General features: G+C 68.6%; 28 protein-coding genes. 18 read left to right on the plus strand and 10 right to left on the minus strand.

What is annotated here, in order from left to right; all coding sequences use genetic code 11:
* Positions 1 to 294: 294 nt before the first annotated feature.
* Entirely contained in the window at positions 295 to 1071 is a 777-nt protein-coding gene (locus tag AC060L_RS24440) for a GntR family transcriptional regulator (RefSeq protein WP_483801037.1), read from the plus strand.
* A 55-nt stretch (positions 1072 to 1126) separates the two neighbouring features.
* On the opposite strand, the gene AC060L_RS24445 is transcribed toward AC060L_RS24440, so the two are convergent.
* The 7 genes from AC060L_RS24445 to AC060L_RS24475 all read right to left on the minus strand — a co-directional run bounded on the left by AC060L_RS24445 (position 1127) and on the right by AC060L_RS24475 (position 5056).
* On the minus strand, positions 1127 to 1252 hold the full coding sequence (locus AC060L_RS24445; RefSeq protein WP_483801038.1) for a hypothetical protein: 126 nt from the start codon (positions 1250 to 1252) through the stop codon (positions 1127 to 1129).
* The gene (locus tag AC060L_RS24450; RefSeq protein WP_483801039.1) at positions 1252 to 2400 is read right to left on the minus strand and encodes a methyltransferase domain-containing protein; all 1149 of its coding nucleotides are present in this window, start codon (positions 2398 to 2400) and stop codon (positions 1252 to 1254) included. The genes AC060L_RS24445 and AC060L_RS24450 overlap by 1 nt, the downstream gene beginning before the upstream one ends.
* The gene (locus tag AC060L_RS24455; RefSeq protein WP_483801040.1) at positions 2397 to 2528 is read right to left on the minus strand and encodes a hypothetical protein; all 132 of its coding nucleotides are present in this window, start codon (positions 2526 to 2528) and stop codon (positions 2397 to 2399) included. The genes AC060L_RS24450 and AC060L_RS24455 overlap by 4 nt, the downstream gene beginning before the upstream one ends.
* A 104-nt stretch (positions 2529 to 2632) precedes the next feature.
* Positions 2633 to 2878 (minus strand): hypothetical protein, encoded by a 246-nt coding sequence (locus AC060L_RS24460; protein ID WP_483801041.1) that lies wholly within the window; start codon positions 2876 to 2878, stop codon positions 2633 to 2635.
* 59 nt (positions 2879 to 2937) lie between these two features.
* Positions 2938 to 3222 carry a hypothetical protein gene (locus tag AC060L_RS24465; protein WP_483801042.1) on the minus strand — a complete coding sequence of 95 codons (285 nt, stop codon included), beginning with the start codon at positions 3220 to 3222 and terminating at the stop codon, positions 2938 to 2940.
* Positions 3223 to 3568: 346 nt separating this feature from the next.
* On the minus strand, positions 3569 to 4582 hold the full coding sequence (locus AC060L_RS24470; RefSeq protein ID WP_483801043.1) for a hypothetical protein: 1014 nt from the start codon (positions 4580 to 4582) through the stop codon (positions 3569 to 3571).
* A 60-nt stretch (positions 4583 to 4642) separates the two neighbouring features.
* Positions 4643 to 5056, minus strand: a complete 414-nt coding sequence (locus AC060L_RS24475; RefSeq protein ID WP_483801044.1) for a hypothetical protein — start codon at positions 5054 to 5056, stop codon at positions 4643 to 4645.
* A 197-nt stretch (positions 5057 to 5253) separates the two neighbouring features.
* On the opposite strand from AC060L_RS24475, the gene AC060L_RS24480 reads away from it, so the two are divergent.
* From AC060L_RS24480 to AC060L_RS24545, 14 genes are all read left to right on the plus strand, one after another.
* Positions 5254 to 5469 (plus strand): helix-turn-helix domain-containing protein, encoded by a 216-nt coding sequence (locus AC060L_RS24480; RefSeq protein WP_483801045.1) that lies wholly within the window; start codon positions 5254 to 5256, stop codon positions 5467 to 5469.
* A 107-nt stretch (positions 5470 to 5576) separates the two neighbouring features.
* Complete coding sequence (locus tag AC060L_RS24485; RefSeq protein ID WP_483801046.1) at positions 5577 to 5807, plus strand: hypothetical protein; 231 nt, start codon at positions 5577 to 5579, stop codon at positions 5805 to 5807.
* The gene (locus tag AC060L_RS24490) at positions 5804 to 5995 is read left to right on the plus strand and encodes a hypothetical protein (RefSeq protein WP_483801047.1); all 192 of its coding nucleotides are present in this window, start codon (positions 5804 to 5806) and stop codon (positions 5993 to 5995) included. Before AC060L_RS24485 ends, AC060L_RS24490 begins: the two co-directional genes overlap by 4 nt.
* Positions 5992 to 6180 (plus strand): hypothetical protein, encoded by a 189-nt coding sequence (locus AC060L_RS24495; RefSeq protein ID WP_483801048.1) that lies wholly within the window; start codon positions 5992 to 5994, stop codon positions 6178 to 6180. The genes AC060L_RS24490 and AC060L_RS24495 overlap by 4 nt, the downstream gene beginning before the upstream one ends.
* Positions 6181 to 6271: 91 nt before the next feature.
* Positions 6272 to 7165, plus strand: coding sequence for a hypothetical protein (locus tag AC060L_RS24500; RefSeq protein ID WP_483801049.1), 894 nt, complete (start codon positions 6272 to 6274; stop codon positions 7163 to 7165).
* Positions 7162 to 8520: a replicative DNA helicase gene (locus AC060L_RS24505; protein ID WP_483801050.1), complete on the plus strand. Its 1359-nt coding sequence runs from the start codon at positions 7162 to 7164 to the stop codon at positions 8518 to 8520. The genes AC060L_RS24500 and AC060L_RS24505 overlap by 4 nt, the downstream gene beginning before the upstream one ends.
* Before the next feature lie 31 nt (positions 8521 to 8551).
* The gene (locus tag AC060L_RS24510; RefSeq protein ID WP_483801051.1) at positions 8552 to 9307 is read left to right on the plus strand and encodes a DnaB-like helicase C-terminal domain-containing protein; all 756 of its coding nucleotides are present in this window, start codon (positions 8552 to 8554) and stop codon (positions 9305 to 9307) included.
* Between the two features lie 52 nt (positions 9308 to 9359).
* The gene (locus tag AC060L_RS24515) at positions 9360 to 9827 is read left to right on the plus strand and encodes a hypothetical protein (RefSeq protein ID WP_483801052.1); all 468 of its coding nucleotides are present in this window, start codon (positions 9360 to 9362) and stop codon (positions 9825 to 9827) included.
* Between the two features lie 39 nt (positions 9828 to 9866).
* The gene (locus AC060L_RS24520; RefSeq protein ID WP_483801053.1) at positions 9867 to 10118 is read left to right on the plus strand and encodes a hypothetical protein; all 252 of its coding nucleotides are present in this window, start codon (positions 9867 to 9869) and stop codon (positions 10116 to 10118) included.
* 163 nt (positions 10119 to 10281) lie between these two features.
* Complete coding sequence (locus tag AC060L_RS24525; protein ID WP_483801054.1) at positions 10282 to 10752, plus strand: hypothetical protein; 471 nt, start codon at positions 10282 to 10284, stop codon at positions 10750 to 10752.
* A gap of 11 nt (positions 10753 to 10763) precedes the next feature.
* Positions 10764 to 11000, plus strand: a complete 237-nt coding sequence (locus tag AC060L_RS24530) for a hypothetical protein (RefSeq protein WP_483801055.1) — start codon at positions 10764 to 10766, stop codon at positions 10998 to 11000.
* Positions 11000 to 11200 (plus strand): hypothetical protein, encoded by a 201-nt coding sequence (locus tag AC060L_RS24535; RefSeq protein WP_483801155.1) that lies wholly within the window; start codon positions 11000 to 11002, stop codon positions 11198 to 11200. The genes AC060L_RS24530 and AC060L_RS24535 overlap by 1 nt, the downstream gene beginning before the upstream one ends.
* Before the next feature lie 150 nt (positions 11201 to 11350).
* Positions 11351 to 11821, plus strand: a complete 471-nt coding sequence (locus AC060L_RS24540) for a hypothetical protein (RefSeq protein ID WP_483801056.1) — start codon at positions 11351 to 11353, stop codon at positions 11819 to 11821.
* A 9-nt stretch (positions 11822 to 11830) separates the two neighbouring features.
* A complete protein-coding gene (locus AC060L_RS24545; protein WP_483801057.1) occupies positions 11831 to 12388 on the plus strand; it encodes a recombinase family protein in 558 nt (185 codons plus the stop codon).
* 374 nt (positions 12389 to 12762) lie between these two features.
* Here the strand turns inward: AC060L_RS24545 and AC060L_RS24550 are convergent, their stop codons facing one another.
* From AC060L_RS24550 to AC060L_RS24560, 3 genes are read right to left on the minus strand one after another with little or no spacing between them, the layout of a single operon-like run.
* Positions 12763 to 13017 (minus strand): hypothetical protein, encoded by a 255-nt coding sequence (locus AC060L_RS24550; protein WP_483801058.1) that lies wholly within the window; start codon positions 13015 to 13017, stop codon positions 12763 to 12765.
* Positions 13018 to 13051: 34 nt separating this feature from the next.
* Entirely contained in the window at positions 13052 to 13579 is a 528-nt protein-coding gene (locus AC060L_RS24555; protein ID WP_483801059.1) for a GIY-YIG nuclease family protein, read from the minus strand.
* Complete coding sequence (locus AC060L_RS24560) at positions 13576 to 13797, minus strand: type II toxin-antitoxin system prevent-host-death family antitoxin (protein ID WP_483801060.1); 222 nt, start codon at positions 13795 to 13797, stop codon at positions 13576 to 13578. The genes AC060L_RS24555 and AC060L_RS24560 overlap by 4 nt, the downstream gene beginning before the upstream one ends.
* Before the next feature lie 88 nt (positions 13798 to 13885).
* Between AC060L_RS24560 and AC060L_RS24565 the strand changes: the two genes are divergently transcribed.
* From AC060L_RS24565 to AC060L_RS24575, 3 genes are read left to right on the plus strand one after another with little or no spacing between them, the layout of a single operon-like run.
* A complete protein-coding gene (locus AC060L_RS24565) occupies positions 13886 to 14335 on the plus strand; it encodes a hypothetical protein (RefSeq protein WP_483801061.1) in 450 nt (149 codons plus the stop codon).
* Between the two features lie 45 nt (positions 14336 to 14380).
* Positions 14381 to 14641 (plus strand): hypothetical protein, encoded by a 261-nt coding sequence (locus tag AC060L_RS24570; protein ID WP_483801062.1) that lies wholly within the window; start codon positions 14381 to 14383, stop codon positions 14639 to 14641.
* 55 nt (positions 14642 to 14696) lie between these two features.
* Positions 14697 to 15077 (plus strand): hypothetical protein, encoded by a 381-nt coding sequence (locus AC060L_RS24575; RefSeq protein ID WP_483801063.1) that lies wholly within the window; start codon positions 14697 to 14699, stop codon positions 15075 to 15077.
* The last annotated feature ends 36 nt before the right edge of the window (positions 15078 to 15113 follow it).

Below are 15113 nucleotides of genomic sequence, written 5' to 3' on the forward strand. Positions count from 1 at the left end.
CAGGGATCCGTCGGTACGCAAACGCTCCGCGAGAGACGTCGCGCGGGACTGGGCATCCGTGAGGGTGATGCTGGGGTCGTCTTGGGGCCCCTGGACTGTGCTACGGGACCTGGCAGCACTACGATCGGTCATTGGATCGGCCTTCCTGTTGACGCAGGGTGTGCTGATCTAGGCCCCGGCTGGTGCGCTACCACCTGCCGGGGCTGTTCTGTTCGTGCAGTACGACACTAGCACCACCTAGCAATGGTGGACTAGTCTAGGAGAAACTTTCTTGGACACCCTGAAGGAGGGTCGATGACTGGGGATACATCCCGCCGTATCGCGGACGCCCTTCGCGCCGAGATCGAGACCGGCGAGCTCTCTCCTGGTCACGACCTGCCGAAGACGAAAGACCTGATGGAGCGCTTCGGTGTCGCGCGCGACACGGTCTACAAGGCGCTCCGCCTGCTAGCAGCAGAGGGGTACGTGCTCGTGGCACATCGTCAGAACGCGAAGGTGCGTGAACGGCCACGCAGTCGAATCGTCGTCCGGGACCGCACCGTCTACCGTGACGAGATCGGCTACTTCTTCGACCAGAACGCCAAGGACTGGGCGGCAGTTGAGACCCCAGCGCGCGGCGTCGCTATCCCACCGGATCACGTCGCCGACCTGCTCGGCATCCCCCGCGGACAGGACGTCCTCGTGCGGGACCGCCGGATGGGCCCCCGCGAACCGAAGCAGATACTGCAACTCGCCAGCAGCTACATCTCGATGTCACTCGTAGGAGAGATCCCATCCGTGGGCTCCGCCGATCCTGGGCCAGGCGGGATCTACGACCGCATCGAGGAGCACTTCCAGGCCCCGATCGAGTGGGATGAGACCGCCTGGACGCGGTCGCCAACGGAGGTGGAGCAGGCTCTCCTGAAGATCTCGAAGGCGATCCCGGTGCTCGTCGTAACCCGCACCAGCAGGATCCGGCGCGAGGACGAGATCATCACTGTCGAGGTCAACGAGACCCGCATGTCCGGCGAACGGTTCGCCCTCGCCTATCAGGTGCAGCGGGACTCCAGCGCTACGTGGCCCCGCGCGTAGCCATCCAAGTACGAAGGCGCCCACCGCGAGCTGCGGTGGGCGCCTTCTGCTGTGCCTACTTCGCCAGCGGGAGGAACCAGCAGAGCCGCGGGTCCTCGCCGTTCTCCTTGGCCTCCTGCTGCGCTTCCCGGTACTTCTCGACCAGGTCGGCGTGCTCCGGGTTGATCCACTCCTCGATCATTAGCTCGCCCTCACCCGGTTCTCGGGACTGTCCAGCCACGGGTGCTGTCCATCGCCATCGATGGTGAGACCGAACCGACCAAACTCGGGCCGGCCCGCATCCGTCCACCACTGGTAGGCGGCCTCGACCTCGTCCCACAGCCGGCGCGGACCGGACTGGCGGACGTCGAACTCCGTGTCACCAGGAACAGAGTCAACCGTCGCCCACGAGGTGACGCCGGTGTCGAACAGCCACCACGTCCAGCCGTCCCCATTCGGTGCCCGCCGGTAGTACACGTCGGGCAGCTGAAGGCCGATCGCGAACTGAGCCAGCCAGCTGATCGTCTCCGGATCCAGCGTGGTGCCGGACTGGTCGGCGTCGCCAGGCCATTCCCCAGGCAGGTAGTCATCCACGGGCGGCGCCAGGTAACGCTGCTGACGGAGCCGCATGAAAGACGCGGCACCCGTGAACGACCCGCTGGCAGCGCTGCCCTCGCCGACAGTGAGCCGGGCAACCGCGCCACCGCCGAACAGTGTGGCCATCGGGGTCACGATCACACCGCCCGGGCGGGTCTGCTCAATCCATGCCGGCGGAATCCGGGTCACGGAGCACGTGGCGATGACCGCGTCGAACGGGGCGTCCGAGGGGCTTCCGTTCGCGCCGTCACCCACGATGACCCGCGGCTTCAGCCCTGCCTCGGCGAGGTTCTCGCCAGCCGCGGCCGCCACGTCCGCATCGACCTCGACCGTCACCACGTTGTCGCCGCCCAGGCGGCGCGCCAGGAGCGCCGCGTTGAACCCCGGGCCGGTGCCGATCTCCAGGACACGCTGCCCGTCGCGGATGTCGAGGTGGCCGAGCATGAGGGCGACCATGGTCGGCATCGACAGGGACGAGGTGTAGTCGGCGTGCCCGGCGGTTTCGTCGCCGTCGTCCCACTGGGTCACCGCAGGGATGTCCTCGTAGGCCGACGCCAGCCACCGCTCCGGGTCGGCATCGCGGTCGCGCACCTGGGTCTCGCCGTTGACGAACGCCCAGTACACGGGCGGCAGGAAGAGATGACGCGGTACTTCTTCGAACGCCGGCCGCCACTCGGGCGGCAGGACGCCGGAGGCGGTCAGCGTGTCGGCGAGCGCCTTGCGTGCGACGGCCGTACCGTCGGCGCTGGTCACTTGTGCTTCGGGTCGGGGGTCGGTCCCTGCCCGTCGGGGCTGGGTTTCTCCCCGATGGACGGGCCGCCGGGCTTGGCGTGTCCGCCGCCCTTGCCATCGTTGGCGCCGCCCTTGTTCTGGTCGCCCATGACTGTCCTCCGCTGTGAGCGTCCGGTTACTGCCTGTCCGGGCCAGCCTTTCGCGACCGACAGCCAAGCGGTAGGGCGCGCAGGGAGCACATAGGGGCGTGCCGTCAGCCCAGGTGCGTGATCTGCAGGACGTGGACGTGCCGGGTGGCGTGATTGAGGAGCACGACAGCCATCACGGAGGTGAGTGCGAGGGTGCGCATCACGCCGTCGTCCTCCCCGTACGCGGTGGTGGTGCCGAGCGGATCCTCGCAGACGGCGATCATCGCGTGGGTGAACTCGGCGCTGGCCGAGTCGGGGAGCGCATCCCACGCGAGCTGCATCACGGCGTCGAGGCGCAGGATGTACGGCATGCGGCGAGCCTAGGGGTGCCGCGGCCGGCCTGTTCGCGGAACAGGTGAAACAGGACCGATCAGGCGGCGTTCGTCCGAAGGCGATCGGCACGGGCGCGCAGGTCATCAACGGTGAGCTCGATCCACTCGCCTGGCAGCTCGCCGTCGGGGCCGGCCAAGGCGGCGTCTGCACGGGCGCGGGCGACTGCTTCGAGGATTCGCTCCGCGATACCTTGCCACTTCGCGAAGACGGCCATCAGCCGGTAGGCGGGCGCCTTGTTGATCTCGCTAATACAGCGCTGCGACAAGGTCGGGTTCCCGAGGGCGGTGCAGATCCGTTCGATCGTCCACTCAGTCTCGCTCATCAGTTCTCCCGGGTCCGCACTGAGGGGCAGCATGCTCGTGCCGCCAGGCCGCCGGCCCGGCATACCGCCACGATATCGCGGACCACCCCTAGGCAGGTCTCGAATCCGATACGTGCCCGGGGCGGCCTCGGGGCGCGGTGAAGCATGTCAGGAAGTTGCAGGGCCGTGGCGAGTCCGGTCGCGGTGACGTGTCAGGCGCATCGGTGCGATGCGAGTTCGGTAGCGTCGCCTGCATGGGCCACTCCCGCTACAACGACGATGACCTCGACCGCCACATCACCGGGAACTGGGGCGAAGACAGTGCCCCGGACGACGGTGATTCCGAGGAGGAGGGCAACGACGAGCCTTAGCGGCGCAGGATGTTGACGAGCTTGTCTGGATCGAGGATCGGCGCGCCCTCCGGGCCCTTGACGTGGTCGTCGATCCAGATCGGCCGCCTGTCGTTCCGCGACGGATAGAACTGGTTGCGCCAGTGACCACGAACGACCCACCGGTGTTGGTACCGGGGGCCGGTGCCGTCGCTGGCGCCCCGATCCTGGGGTGCGGGGCTGCGATGGCGCAGCTGCACGTAGCGGACTGCGGTAAGGAGGCTGGCGTCCAGGCGGGCGATCCGCCTCGCGGACGCCTTGCTGGCGAAGTGCGTTTCGGTGGTGGCGAGCGTCTGGCCCATGAGTAGCCATGTGACGACCAGTGCGCGCTCGGCCTGTTCCAGCTGACCGAAGGCCTGTTCGTGGGACGCGAGCTCGATCAGCGTCATTCCGCTGGTGTCCTCGGGAACGCCCCGCAGCCAGCCGGGGATCTTGCCGAACGGCAGATAGGAGGCGTGCAGGCTGACAATCGGCTGCGGGTGATGTCGGCGGAGGGCCTTGATCTCTGTCGCGGTGAGCTCGCGAAGGCCGGCCCGCGCGTCACCGGCGCCCATGAACCGCAGCCAGTTCTCGCGGGTGGCCCAGGTTCGGATCTGAACACCATTGCCGGCCACGGCCCAGGTCGCTGCAGTGATCGGGGCGCCCGTGAACTCGCCGCCTTCGTAGGCTTCGGCGACCGATTCTTCCCAGGCGACGAGGCCGTTTCGGGCTGGCAGGTCTTCGGGGTGCAGCCCGTAGGAGGGGAGGGCCGCCCCGGCGCTGACGGCGAGGCGTGCCATGTCCGCGTTGGCGTAGTAGAGATCGGCGACGCGCAGGGACCGGGCCCAGTCGGCGGCGGCGATGCGTTCGCGGGCGGCCTCGGCCGGATCGAAGTGGTCGGACCAGACTACGGGGCCACCAATCGGACCCGGGTCGGTAAGCCACACCGCGAGCTCGGCGCGGATCTCTGGCAGGTCCCGGGCGGTGATGGCTGTGGGCAGTCGGGTGGCCATGGCGCTGCTCCTGCTGGTGTGGTCGGGCGGGAATAGCGTGTCAGGGCATGGCGGGGCGTGTCATGGCATTACGGACCCGTGATGCGATCGGTCGCTGGTGAACGTGTCAGTGACGGCGTCGATGAGATCGGCCCAGTGATCGAGTCGATCGGCCGGTACGCCACGTCGCAACCCGTAGGCGCGAACGTCGAGCTCCGACGCGGGCACTACCGGCTCGTCGAGGTCCGCCTGATCGATCGTCCCGGACCGTACGAGCATGACTGCCATGGGGATCTCAAGGGCGTGGGCGATGGCCCGAAGCGTGCCGATGTCGGGCTTCGCGGTCCCGCTGAGTGCGCGCTGCACCTGGGAGAGGGCGATTCCCGCGTCGTTGGCGAGCTTGCTCTTCCCGCCGGAGCGCTGGCTGCTCAGGTCGTAGCCGGCGGCGACGACCTGGCCGTGGAGCCAGTCTGCGAATGTCTTCATGTCGGCCATGGCTGTCCTCCGTCGTTATCGACCGCGCGAGCAAGTTACCGCCAGGTTAGACGAAAAGCGCACCATCTTGAGCATGCTCGGGCGGGTCGATTCCGCCTCTAACTTGCTTGCGCGGTCGTTAAGGAGTAGTTTTGACCTGCCGCGCAAGAACCGACCGGTGCACCAAACCCCGCCACAGCCACGCCCAAGAGGTGCCCATGCCCAACTTCCGACTCTCCCGCGACGTCGTCGAAAAGCACGCCCGACGCAGAGGAGACACCAACAACCGGCTCATCGCCGCCCGCACCGGAATCCACGAGGCGACCCTGTCGCACCTGTTCAACGGCCGACGCAGCCCGTCCCTCGAAGCGGTAATGCTCATCTCCGCCGCCTACGGAACCACGGTCAACGAGCTCCTGCAGACCGCAGCCTGACCCCAAAACGAAGAGAGGCCCAGCGCGCTAACGCCGAGCCCCTCGAACACTCGACGCACCCACCAAGGCCTAGACAACCCAGGGTGCAGATCGGAGATGTCCCAATCATGGCACGCGTTGCATGCACGGAACAGCCCACCCCGCCGCAGCTGGCCGCGCTCGCCCCGGCCCTGCCCGCCGACGCCTACGTCCCGATCCGGTTCCTGCGGACCGCCGAGGGTATCGTCGCCGCCTACAGCCCGGCCCAGCTCGACCGGCCGTCCGCTTGGCAGATCCTCGCCGAACTCTTCGGCGACCTCCGCGACGTCACCCCCGACTGGGTGGTGAGTGCCGCATGAACACGACCGCCCCGCGCCCGACCGAGAACGCCGCGATCGGCAGTATCAAGCCCCGCCCTCTCGGGCCGATCGACCGGCTGCGCGCCCTCCTCGCCCACGCTGTCCGCTGCCACGACCGCAACGGCGCGAACCTCCTGCGCCACGCGATGGCCCGCGCGCTCGCTGGCGGACAGGTCGGTGCGCTGTGACGCTGTTCCGTATCGCCGCCAGCAACACCAACGCGGCAGGACGAACCGTCGAGAAGGCCCAGCAGGCCCGCGAGTTGGGCTACACCGACGTCCGGACCGGCTTTGAGCCCGCCCACGACGGGCACGCCGCCGCGCACATCGTCACCGGCACCGCGCCGCGCATCCCCGACGCACCCGGCCACTGAGGCCCCAGCCGCCCGACACTCCAGCCGGGCGGCACCCACCCCTGCACCCACCCCGCGGCAGCGCCGCGCACAAGCTGGAGACCAGCAACCCGTGATCGAGAACATGCGTGGGCGGAGCACCGAGACGAAGTACGGCCGGATCCCCCTGTGGCTCTACGAAGCCGGCGTCTCCCTCCAAGCCATCGCCACCTATGGCTGGCTCCATGGCAAGTACGGCCACTTCGAGCGCGTCGTGCCCAGCTACGCCACCCTGGCGAAGGAGTTGAAGGTCAGCCGCGGCAGCGTCATCGCGTACGTGAAGGAGCTGACTGCGGTCGGCGCCGTCCGGATCGTCACCTCGGGTGCGGCTGGCCAGACGACGAACCTGTACGAGATCGCGTTCAACGAGCCCTTCCCTGTCCAGAGTGTCCGTCTTTGTGGTGGTCAGAATGCTGACCAGGTGGTCAGCGGGCTGTACTCGGCTGGTCAGAATACTGACCAGGGTGGTCAGCCCACTGTCCAGGAAGAAGACGTTTCTAAGAAGACGAAGAAGACCACCTCCTCCCGGATGCCGAAGCCGCGAGCCGTGCCCGACCCGGCGCCCGAAACGACGGAGGCGGGGGAGGACTTCACTCCCAGCCAGACCGACAAGGCAGCGGCGTTCCTGCAAGCCCTGCCCGGCCGCTGGGCAGCCGGACGCCGAACCGCACAGGATCTCGCGCCGCTGCTCCTTGAAGCCGCCCACAGCCAGGGCTGGCAGCTGGACGACGAGCTGGCCGCGAAGCTCACCGAAGACCTCGGACCCGTCCGCAGCCGCACCGGCGCCCTGAAGTACCGCATCGAGGACCTCCCGCCGAAGCCGGCTGCCGCCACGCCCCGACCGGCCAAGACGGCCTGGGCCGACCCCACGTTCTGCGGCGAGAACGGCTGCGACTACGGCCAGATCGAACAGGCCGACGGCTCCTATGCCCCCTGCCCCTGCACCCGAAAGGCCACCGCCGCATGACCGCCGACACCGAGACCATCCCCGGCGGCTACGCCCCGACCCCGGCCGTCCTCATGGCCGAACGGGCCCTCGCCGGCGCCGCGATCAGCCGCCGCGACCTCGGCGAGGTCGCGTCCGAGACCGTCAAGCCCGAACACTTCCACCAGCTGGACTGTGCCGCCGCCTACCAGGCCGCGATCCGCCTCGCCGAGGCTGGCGCGTGGATCGACCCGCCGTCCGTGGCCCGCCAGTTGGAGCAGAGCGGCCAGATGCGCCTGTTCGGGCACGACATCGGCCGGATCGCCGACCTTGCCAGCCACGGCGTCATCGGTGGCCCCGAAGGCGTTCGCTGGCACGCACACCAGGTCACCGGCGATGCCGCGCGCCGCAAGCTGCACCAGGCCGCAGTGCGGATCCTGCAGCAGGCGTCCAGCCCGGAGTTCGACGCGGATCGGGACATGGACGCGGCGATGGCCGAGGTGCAGGCCGCGGCGGCGAACGTGGAGGAGCAGGAACTCGGCTGGGTCGCGGATGACTTCGACGAGTGGGCGGATCAGGCAGGGACTCGGCCGGAGGCGTCGGTGTTGCTGCCGTGGCGGGACCTGAACAGCGAGATCACGTTGCGGGGCGGCCAGATGATCGTGGTGGGGGCGCGGCCGGGCAACGGGAAGTCCCTGATCGGGATCGGTGCGGCGCAGGACATTGCGATCGGCCAAGGCAAGCCGGCGGCGATCTTCTCGCTGGAGATGGGTCGCGCCGAGATCTACGAGCGGATCGCCGCCTATCGGGCGAAGGTGCTGCTGGAGCGGTTCACGAAGCCGAACCCCAACGGACTGACAGCAGAGGAACGGGCCCGGCTGGACAAGGTGCGGCCCGAGGTCCGCAACGCCCCGCTTCTGATCGACGACAGTCCGGCGATCACCCCGCAGCGGATCCGTGCCCGGCTGCGGTGGATGGCCGGGCAGGGACGCCCCGCGAAGATCGCCGTCGTTGACTACCTGCAGCTGATGGAGGCCTCGGAGCGGTTCGAAAACCGACAGCAGGAAGTCGCCCACCTGTCCCGGCAGATGAAGCTGATCGCCAAGCAGTTCGACATCCCGGTGATCGCACTCTCCCAGCTGAATCGCGGCCCGGAGAATCGCGCGGAACCGCGCCCGAAAGCATCCGATCTGCGCGAAAGTGGCGGATTGGAGCAAGACGCCGATGTGATCTTGCTCCTGCATCGCGAGCGGGACGAAGAAGGCGGCTACTCAGGCGCCGGCGCAGGCGAGTTGGAGGTCCACATCGCGAAGAACCGCGGCGGATCCTCCGGCCTCATGCGCCCCCTCGCCTGGCGTGCCCACTACGGAACCCTCTCCGACATGGCCCGCGAGTGATCACCCACACCAATCCGGAAGGAACAAGCCCATGACCGAGCCCCTGCCCACCCCGTGGCCCGACCTGAACGCCCACATCGCCCTGCACCCCGGCGAACTCGTCCTCCTTGCCGGCCCCGTCAGCTCCGGCACGTCCATGACCGCGCTGAACATGGCCATCCACGTCGGCTTCGACCTCAACCACCGCACCCTGCTGTACTCCACCGAGATCAACCACCACCAGACGATGACCCGCATCATCTCCGAACGCCTCGGCATCGACAGCGCCAAGATGCACAACCACACCCTCAGCGACGACGAACTCGCCCGCATCAAGGCCTTCGGACCCGAGATCGCGGACACGCTCGTCGAGATCTGGGAGGACTCGCCAGCCAACATCCCGGCCATGCGCAAGAACCTGGCGACGCGCGCGGCCGGCACCAAGCCGACCCGCCTGGTGATGGCCGACGGCTTGGAGCTCGTCGCCTTGACCTCAAACTGGCGGTCCGAGGACGGCACCGGGCGCGGGCGGCAGCAAATCCAGGCCCTGCGTGACCTGGCGCAGGAGTTCGGGGTGACGATCGTCGCGACCGCTCACCTAGCGCGCCGGGTCGAGGGGGAACCGCAGCCGACGGATCTGGTCGGCGGTCTGATGGAGGCGGCGGACACGGTACTGCTGGCGCATTCGCCGGCCGAGGACGAGGTGGTGCTGACGGTGGCAAAGAACCGTCGCGGTGGGACTGGCGGCCGGGTCCGCTTGTCGTGGCAGCCCGAGCTCACCCGCCTGCTCCCGTACGCGAAGTCCTGACGTCGTGATGGGGCCGACCGAGCCGGTCGGCCCCATCCCAGAGAGGAGCATCATGCCCACCACGATCATCGCGACCGGCTTGTGTCCGGTGTGCGAGGAGACGATCCGGATTCGCAACAACGGCACCCTGTACAAGCACCAGCAGCCGTACGACCCCGATGGGCCGATCGTCGGGACTGTCACCGCCGACGGGTTCGTCTGGCATACGCGCTGCGTCGGTTCGGGCCGCAAGCCGGCCGTGGTGTTGCCGATGACGTTCGCCCGCTGGCTGCATGGGCATGTCGCCTGGCGTGACGCCCGCGAGAACCCGGTGACGTACCTCGCGCAGCGCATGTTCCACGGATGCAGCCGCTCGCCGGTCCGCGGCCCAAGCGACGTCGGCTGGACCACCGTAGACGAGCTGCACGAGGAGCTGCACCTCGAAGGCTCCGGCCGGGACGGCGGCTGTGACTGGCTGTGCGGGTACGTGGCTCAGGCCGGCGACGCTTTCACGGCGTTGACCCGCGGCGAGCCGAACTAGCGGATCCTGGAACGACTTCACCCCGACGGGAGAGCAACCATGACGAACGCCAACGACGCCAACGACGAGTTCGAGTACCGGGAGACCAGCATGTGGGTGGACGGCGAGCTCGTACCCATCGTGGCCCGACTCCAGAAGCCCCGACCGACCCGACCGCTCCCCCCGCTCCCGAAGTTCGAGAGCTGCAGCCGCGGATGCCCGGACGACGAGTGCTACTGCGCCGAGCCCATGACGTCCGACTTCCTGTTCCCCGACGGGGACGAGAACGGTTGGGAAGGCGACTACGAGTAGCGCGCCAACTACTGACGCGCCCACACCGCCGGCACATCCCGCCGGCGGCCCCACCGCCTGCTCCTCGTCCGCGAGTTGAGCGCAAACCGACAGGTCACAGGGGTACCCGTGTGCCCCGAGGCACGAGACAACAACCACAAACCACCGCGAAAGGAACGCCACCATGGGCGTCACGATCAAGGCTGAACTGTCCTACGGCTACCGGCTCCAAGGCAGCGACGGCCGCTGGCTCGTCCGCGAGGTCCACCCCGACGACTCCGACGAGTGGGGCCTGAACCTCGACTGGCTCGACGATGAGGAGTCCTTTGACGAGGCGGCGAAGAAGCGACTCCTGGCCTCCGTCGGCTTCTTCGAGGGCGACTACACCGTGGATGGCTACTTCGACCGGCTCCGCGCCGCCGAGGCACGGCTGGGCGTGCAGTTGGAGCGCACCGGCCACGAAGCCGAGGATCTGCTGCTCGTCACGAAGCAGTACGGCGCGTACCTCGGCGAGTCGGAAGAGATCGACCCGGCCATGCTGGTATTGGAGGCTGGTGGCGGCGCGGACAGCCGGCTCCGAAAGGCGCTCAAGGTGTTGGGCCTGACGCCGCTGCAGGAGCAGCCTGCGTGGCTCCTGACCGCCTACCGGGGCTGAGGGGCTGACTCATGACCGAGCCGGAGGAGTTCATCGAGTGGGGCTATCTCATCGAGTACCCGGACGGGGCTCGCGACATGGTCTCGCCGCTGGCATCGGCGCCCTGGCCGTCGAAGCGGGCGGAGTACGAGCAGGAGTCGGCCCTCGGTATGTTCCGCGCCATCCAGCACGGCGAGCCCGAGACGCGGTACGTGTTCGCGTCCCGCCGCGTGACCTACACCCCATGGACCGATGAGGAGCAGTCGTGATGTTCAACAGTGGTGACAAGGTGCTGGTGGTGGCCTGCAAGGACGATCCGCGGGCCGTGGGCCGGGTGGGGTACATCGTGGATGAGAAGGAGCCGGGCGGGAAGACGCAGGGCCGGTGGACGGTGCGCGCGTTGGGGTTCTTCATCGGGTCGGCGCTGTGTGAGGCGTCGGAACTGCGGAAGGTGGGCGACGGTACCTGAGCGCGCCGGGTGGATCGCGTAGCGGCCCGTTCTCGCCCCGGATGCCCCCGGGGCTGCCTGCGGGCCGCGTTCGGCCGCCAGAGGGGCCGCCACGGGCCGGGACGGGGCATGCGGGCCCCGGCTGTCACTGGCCGATGGCAGACTGGCCGCATGACAACCCCTGAGGACCGGCTCGCCGCCGATCTCATCCGCACCTTCGACGAGTTCGACGCAGGCATCCGACGGGAACGGCAGGCAGCAGCCGCCCCACGCCCCGCCCGGCAAGGCCTTCCCGTCCCGCACATGGCCACCCTCGGACTCCGCAACGCCGAGTGGTGGCTGCGCATCGACGGGCCCAGCGGCCAGGTCGGCGACATCCTGACCCTCGACGTGAAGCCGGTCTACGAGATGGCCGACCCCGACGGGCCCGGCCGCTACCTGATCGCGCCCGCGGACGAGCCGACCGCAGTCCCGCCGATCACCGATGCCATCGTGGTGTTGGGCGAGGCCGGCTTCGTCATCGACTCCTGTGCCGCAGCAGACCCGAAGACCTGGGCCGGCTGGACCCAGATCACCTACCAGCACTGGACCACACCCTGCCAGCCTGCGGATCCGGCCCCGGACGACAGCCCCCGCCGCTAGCCTGAGACCATGACCGAGACCCAGCCGCCCGTGATCGGCTACATCCGTGTCGGATCCCCGAACCCCGGCTTCGCTGGCGAGAAGCAGAAGCAGCTGATCGAAGCATGGGCGGCCACGACCGGCCACGCGATCACGGAGTGGGTCGAGGAGTACGGCGTGAGCTGCGCCGGCCCTGTGTTCGACCGGGCCGTCGCAGGCTGCCGGGGCAAGCTGATCATCGCCGTCGCGCCCAGCAGAATCTCCGGGGACCCGATCGAGGCGCAGGCGTGGAACGCGCAGGTGACCGCTGCGGGTGGCTGGCTCGGATTCGTCGAGACGTGGCCCACGTCGGAGTCGAACTCGCCGGATGAGGTGACGGTCCGGTGGACTATCGGGATGGCCGCCGCCGCGGCCGACAGTCCGCGCATTGCCACGTACCGCGGGCGCCCCAGGCGATTGATTGGGACCAGGAACTCCCAGCAACAGGCCGCCGCCGTATGGGACGCGGCGGACAAGGCCGGCTACGAGATCGTGTCGATCGACGGCGCCGAGCCCGGCCGTGACCCGCGCGAGCCACTCGGGGACTGAGGCACCCAAAACCACCCCAACGGGTGGCGTTCGTGCGGCCCCATGGGGCAAGCGGTCCTCATGACATCCGACAGCGCCCTCGTCGTCGCGGACTCCCTGCCGTGTTTCGTGTGCCGGGAGCCGGCAGCCCGGGCGACCGAGACGAGCGTCGCCGAAGGCGGGGTACGGGTCGTGTTCGAGCCGTGCGGGCATCGACTGCGGGCGACCGGGCCGTTCCTTCAGGGCTGGAAGCTTCTCTATGCGGTTGCGTTGCCGTTGAGCGCGGAGCAGCGGGCCGCGTTTGAGCGGCCAGGCTGACCCATCTTCGACGTACCGTCCGTCTCGGCCTGACCCGGACATGCGAAAGCCCCCGCCACGGCGGGGGCTTCGTCGTGTCAGGCGCCCGACTCCCGGTCCCTCCGCGCTGCCTCCTCCCACGTCAGCGTGAACTGCTGGTAGGGCCGGTCAACACCCTCGTCCAGGACGCGCTTCAGCTCGACCTTGGTGCGCTCGCGTGCCTGCTCGGCGGCCTGCTCGGCGCGCCACTCGACGATCTCCTCCGGGGTGGCGTCCACGACGATGAACGAGTCGCTGATGCTGGAGAAGACGGCCAGTCGGCCGTCTGGCTGCCTGATGATCTGCTGTCCCATGTGGTGATCCTGTCGTGTGCTCGGGCGGGGCGGGTCAGGGGCCGTCGGGCTCGGCTGGGCCGGGCGAGGATTCGGCTTTCTGCCTGAGCCGGCGTAGGTACTCGCGGGTCCAGCCAGTCTTGTGGACGACTTCGACCTGCTTGACGCCAGCTTGGAGCGCCCTGACGGCCTCGGCCTGGAGTGCGCGGCGGGCAGCATCCCGCTCTGCTAACGCTTGGGCATAGAGGTGCGCCGACCTGTCCAGCTCCGCACTGTTCCAAGGTCGAGCCGGACGGCTCGGGATGCGCTCAACCCTGCTCGGTCCTGGACAGTGGCCCGTGTTGTGCACCTCGTTGTACAGAGGCCCCTCCGACTTGATCGCAGCGGCTTCGGCGAGGGTGGCGAGGCCTCGCGTTGCGATCCATTCGACTTCCCGGCGGGCGACCTGCCCCCACCACTCTGCGCTGCTCGCGTGCTGATACCAGCGAATCTGTGGGTCGAAGGCGATTCCGATGTACAGCAGCCGATCGGCTTGGTCATAGAGCCGGTAGAGGGCTGTTCGGCGGTTGAGATCGGTGCTCAATGTGTCCCACTCAGGTGCTCCTTGAGGATGCCTGCCGCCTTGTCTGGGCCGCCGGCGCGTTCGACCAGTTCGCCCAGCTCGGCCGGTACGACGGCGGCCTGTCGCTTGCCGCGGCTGGTGAGGAAGTAGGAGCGGCGCAGCATCCGAACGGTGGTGATGAGTTCGGAGAGGTTGGCGCGTGCGGTGGCAATGGGCTGGTCGGCGGCGTTGGTGTCCATGGAGTCGATATTAGCATCGCGGCTTGACGTACATAAGGGCGTGATGTACATTTGAAGAGTAGGAAGCTGCCCCTCGGGAAGGACTCCAATGCCTGACCTCGGCACCACCCCGCCCCATCGGCCCAGCCACGACGCGGCCGCCCACTACGAAGAGGCGACCGGCCGCATCCCGGACAGCTTCAACAGCCTCACCGGCGGCAGCATCCGCGAAATCTCCAACGAGATCGACCGCACCACGCGCGGCACCTACCCGCTCGCCGAAGCCAAGAAGATCATTCGCGGCCACCTCGACATGCTGTCCACCTGGCATGGCGCCCTCGACAAGCTCGACAGTGAGATCCGCGCCAACGCGCCCGCCGACGGGATCCCCGCCTGGGTACAGCAGTACCTGAAGACCGAGGCTCACGCCCTGTTCGCCGCCCAGCAGACCCTCCTCCGCGCGATCGCCGAGTACCACCACGGATCCGCCGGCCCGCTCCTCGACCCCGAGTACGGGTACGCCTACCGGATGTCGAACAGCGCCATCAGCCCGTTCTGACCTGGTGGCCGTGCCCGGCGGCCACCCCAACCCGAGGAGCCCCACGTGTCAGAGCGTCACACCGCGTGCTGCATCAAGCAGCAGTACTACGCCCTCCCGACATCGCCCTGCACCTGCCCGCCCGGCGCCGGCCTCGACCCGGACGGCGAATACGTCATCGACTGGACCGATGGTGTTCCGCGGATCGTCGAGGCCCGCGAGAGTGACCCTGACGAGGCGGTCATGTGCCTGTCCGACGCCGTGTTCGAGGTGCAGGAGTGGCGGGATGCCCAGTGGAAGACCGCCACCACACAGCCCACCAACTGACCGCCCCCGCCCGGCGGCCCCGGCGGCCGGGCCCACCCAACCGAAGGAGCGCGCCATGCCTGATCTGCCCTACACCGACGCCAACCTCCACCGTGAGGCCGCCCGCCAGTTCGACATCAACGCCGAGGACCCGGACTACATGGGCGTCGGCGAGATGATGGAGGGCGACGACCTCTGGGACAGCCTCGGCGGGGGAGACTTCGACGCCGCCCAGCTCAAAATCCACGACCTCCGGCGGAAAGCCGCGCCCCTCGGCCACTGGGCCGTCCAACTCGGCGCCGACGGACTGCAGCCCGACACCGACGCCGAACTCACCCTCGACGCCAACGGCAAGCCGATCGCCAGAATCCTGTTCGCGTTCGCCCCGGACATGGATGACGACATGCGCGCCTCCCTCGTGGCGGGCATCGGCGAGGCCATCGAACAACACCTCTAACCGTCCTGGCCGCCCGGTCAACGCACCGGGCGGTCC

It is taken from the genome of Kitasatospora sp. NEAU-69, from assembly GCF_057158765.1.

Excerpts from the sequence above, each read along its gene's own strand:
- AC060L_RS24490 (WP_483801047.1), top strand. The coding sequence starts at position 5,804 with ATGAACACGACCGCCCCGCGCCCGACCGAGAACGCCGCGATCGGCAGT.
- AC060L_RS24535 (WP_483801155.1), top strand. The coding sequence starts at position 11,000 with ATGTTCAACAGTGGTGACAAGGTGCTGGTGGTGGCCTGCAAGGACGAT.
- AC060L_RS24510 (WP_483801051.1), top strand. The coding sequence starts at position 8,552 with ATGACCGAGCCCCTGCCCACCCCGTGGCCCGACCTGAACGCCCACATC.
- AC060L_RS24480 (WP_483801045.1), top strand. The coding sequence starts at position 5,254 with ATGCCCAACTTCCGACTCTCCCGCGACGTCGTCGAAAAGCACGCCCGA.
- AC060L_RS24520 (WP_483801053.1), top strand. The coding sequence starts at position 9,867 with ATGACGAACGCCAACGACGCCAACGACGAGTTCGAGTACCGGGAGACC.
- AC060L_RS24530 (WP_483801055.1), top strand. The coding sequence starts at position 10,764 with ATGACCGAGCCGGAGGAGTTCATCGAGTGGGGCTATCTCATCGAGTAC.
- AC060L_RS24470 (WP_483801043.1), bottom strand. The coding sequence starts at position 4,582 with ATGGCCACCCGACTGCCCACAGCCATCACCGCCCGGGACCTGCCAGAG.
- AC060L_RS24545 (WP_483801057.1), top strand. The coding sequence starts at position 11,831 with ATGACCGAGACCCAGCCGCCCGTGATCGGCTACATCCGTGTCGGATCC.
- AC060L_RS24525 (WP_483801054.1), top strand. The coding sequence starts at position 10,282 with ATGGGCGTCACGATCAAGGCTGAACTGTCCTACGGCTACCGGCTCCAA.
- AC060L_RS24560 (WP_483801060.1), bottom strand. The coding sequence starts at position 13,797 with ATGGACACCAACGCCGCCGACCAGCCCATTGCCACCGCACGCGCCAAC.
- AC060L_RS24505 (WP_483801050.1), top strand. The coding sequence starts at position 7,162 with ATGACCGCCGACACCGAGACCATCCCCGGCGGCTACGCCCCGACCCCG.
- AC060L_RS24485 (WP_483801046.1), top strand. The coding sequence starts at position 5,577 with ATGGCACGCGTTGCATGCACGGAACAGCCCACCCCGCCGCAGCTGGCC.
- AC060L_RS24445 (WP_483801038.1), bottom strand. The coding sequence starts at position 1,252 with ATGATCGAGGAGTGGATCAACCCGGAGCACGCCGACCTGGTCGAGAAG.
- AC060L_RS24455 (WP_483801040.1), bottom strand. The coding sequence starts at position 2,528 with ATGGGCGACCAGAACAAGGGCGGCGCCAACGATGGCAAGGGCGGCGGA.
- AC060L_RS24575 (WP_483801063.1), top strand. The coding sequence starts at position 14,697 with ATGCCTGATCTGCCCTACACCGACGCCAACCTCCACCGTGAGGCCGCC.
- AC060L_RS24515 (WP_483801052.1), top strand. The coding sequence starts at position 9,360 with ATGCCCACCACGATCATCGCGACCGGCTTGTGTCCGGTGTGCGAGGAG.
- AC060L_RS24540 (WP_483801056.1), top strand. The coding sequence starts at position 11,351 with ATGACAACCCCTGAGGACCGGCTCGCCGCCGATCTCATCCGCACCTTC.
- AC060L_RS24460 (WP_483801041.1), bottom strand. The coding sequence starts at position 2,878 with ATGCCGTACATCCTGCGCCTCGACGCCGTGATGCAGCTCGCGTGGGAT.
- AC060L_RS24475 (WP_483801044.1), bottom strand. The coding sequence starts at position 5,056 with ATGGCCGACATGAAGACATTCGCAGACTGGCTCCACGGCCAGGTCGTC.
- AC060L_RS24550 (WP_483801058.1), bottom strand. The coding sequence starts at position 13,017 with ATGGGACAGCAGATCATCAGGCAGCCAGACGGCCGACTGGCCGTCTTC.
- AC060L_RS24565 (WP_483801061.1), top strand. The coding sequence starts at position 13,886 with ATGCCTGACCTCGGCACCACCCCGCCCCATCGGCCCAGCCACGACGCG.
- AC060L_RS24465 (WP_483801042.1), bottom strand. The coding sequence starts at position 3,222 with ATGAGCGAGACTGAGTGGACGATCGAACGGATCTGCACCGCCCTCGGG.
- AC060L_RS24440 (WP_483801037.1), top strand. The coding sequence starts at position 295 with ATGACTGGGGATACATCCCGCCGTATCGCGGACGCCCTTCGCGCCGAG.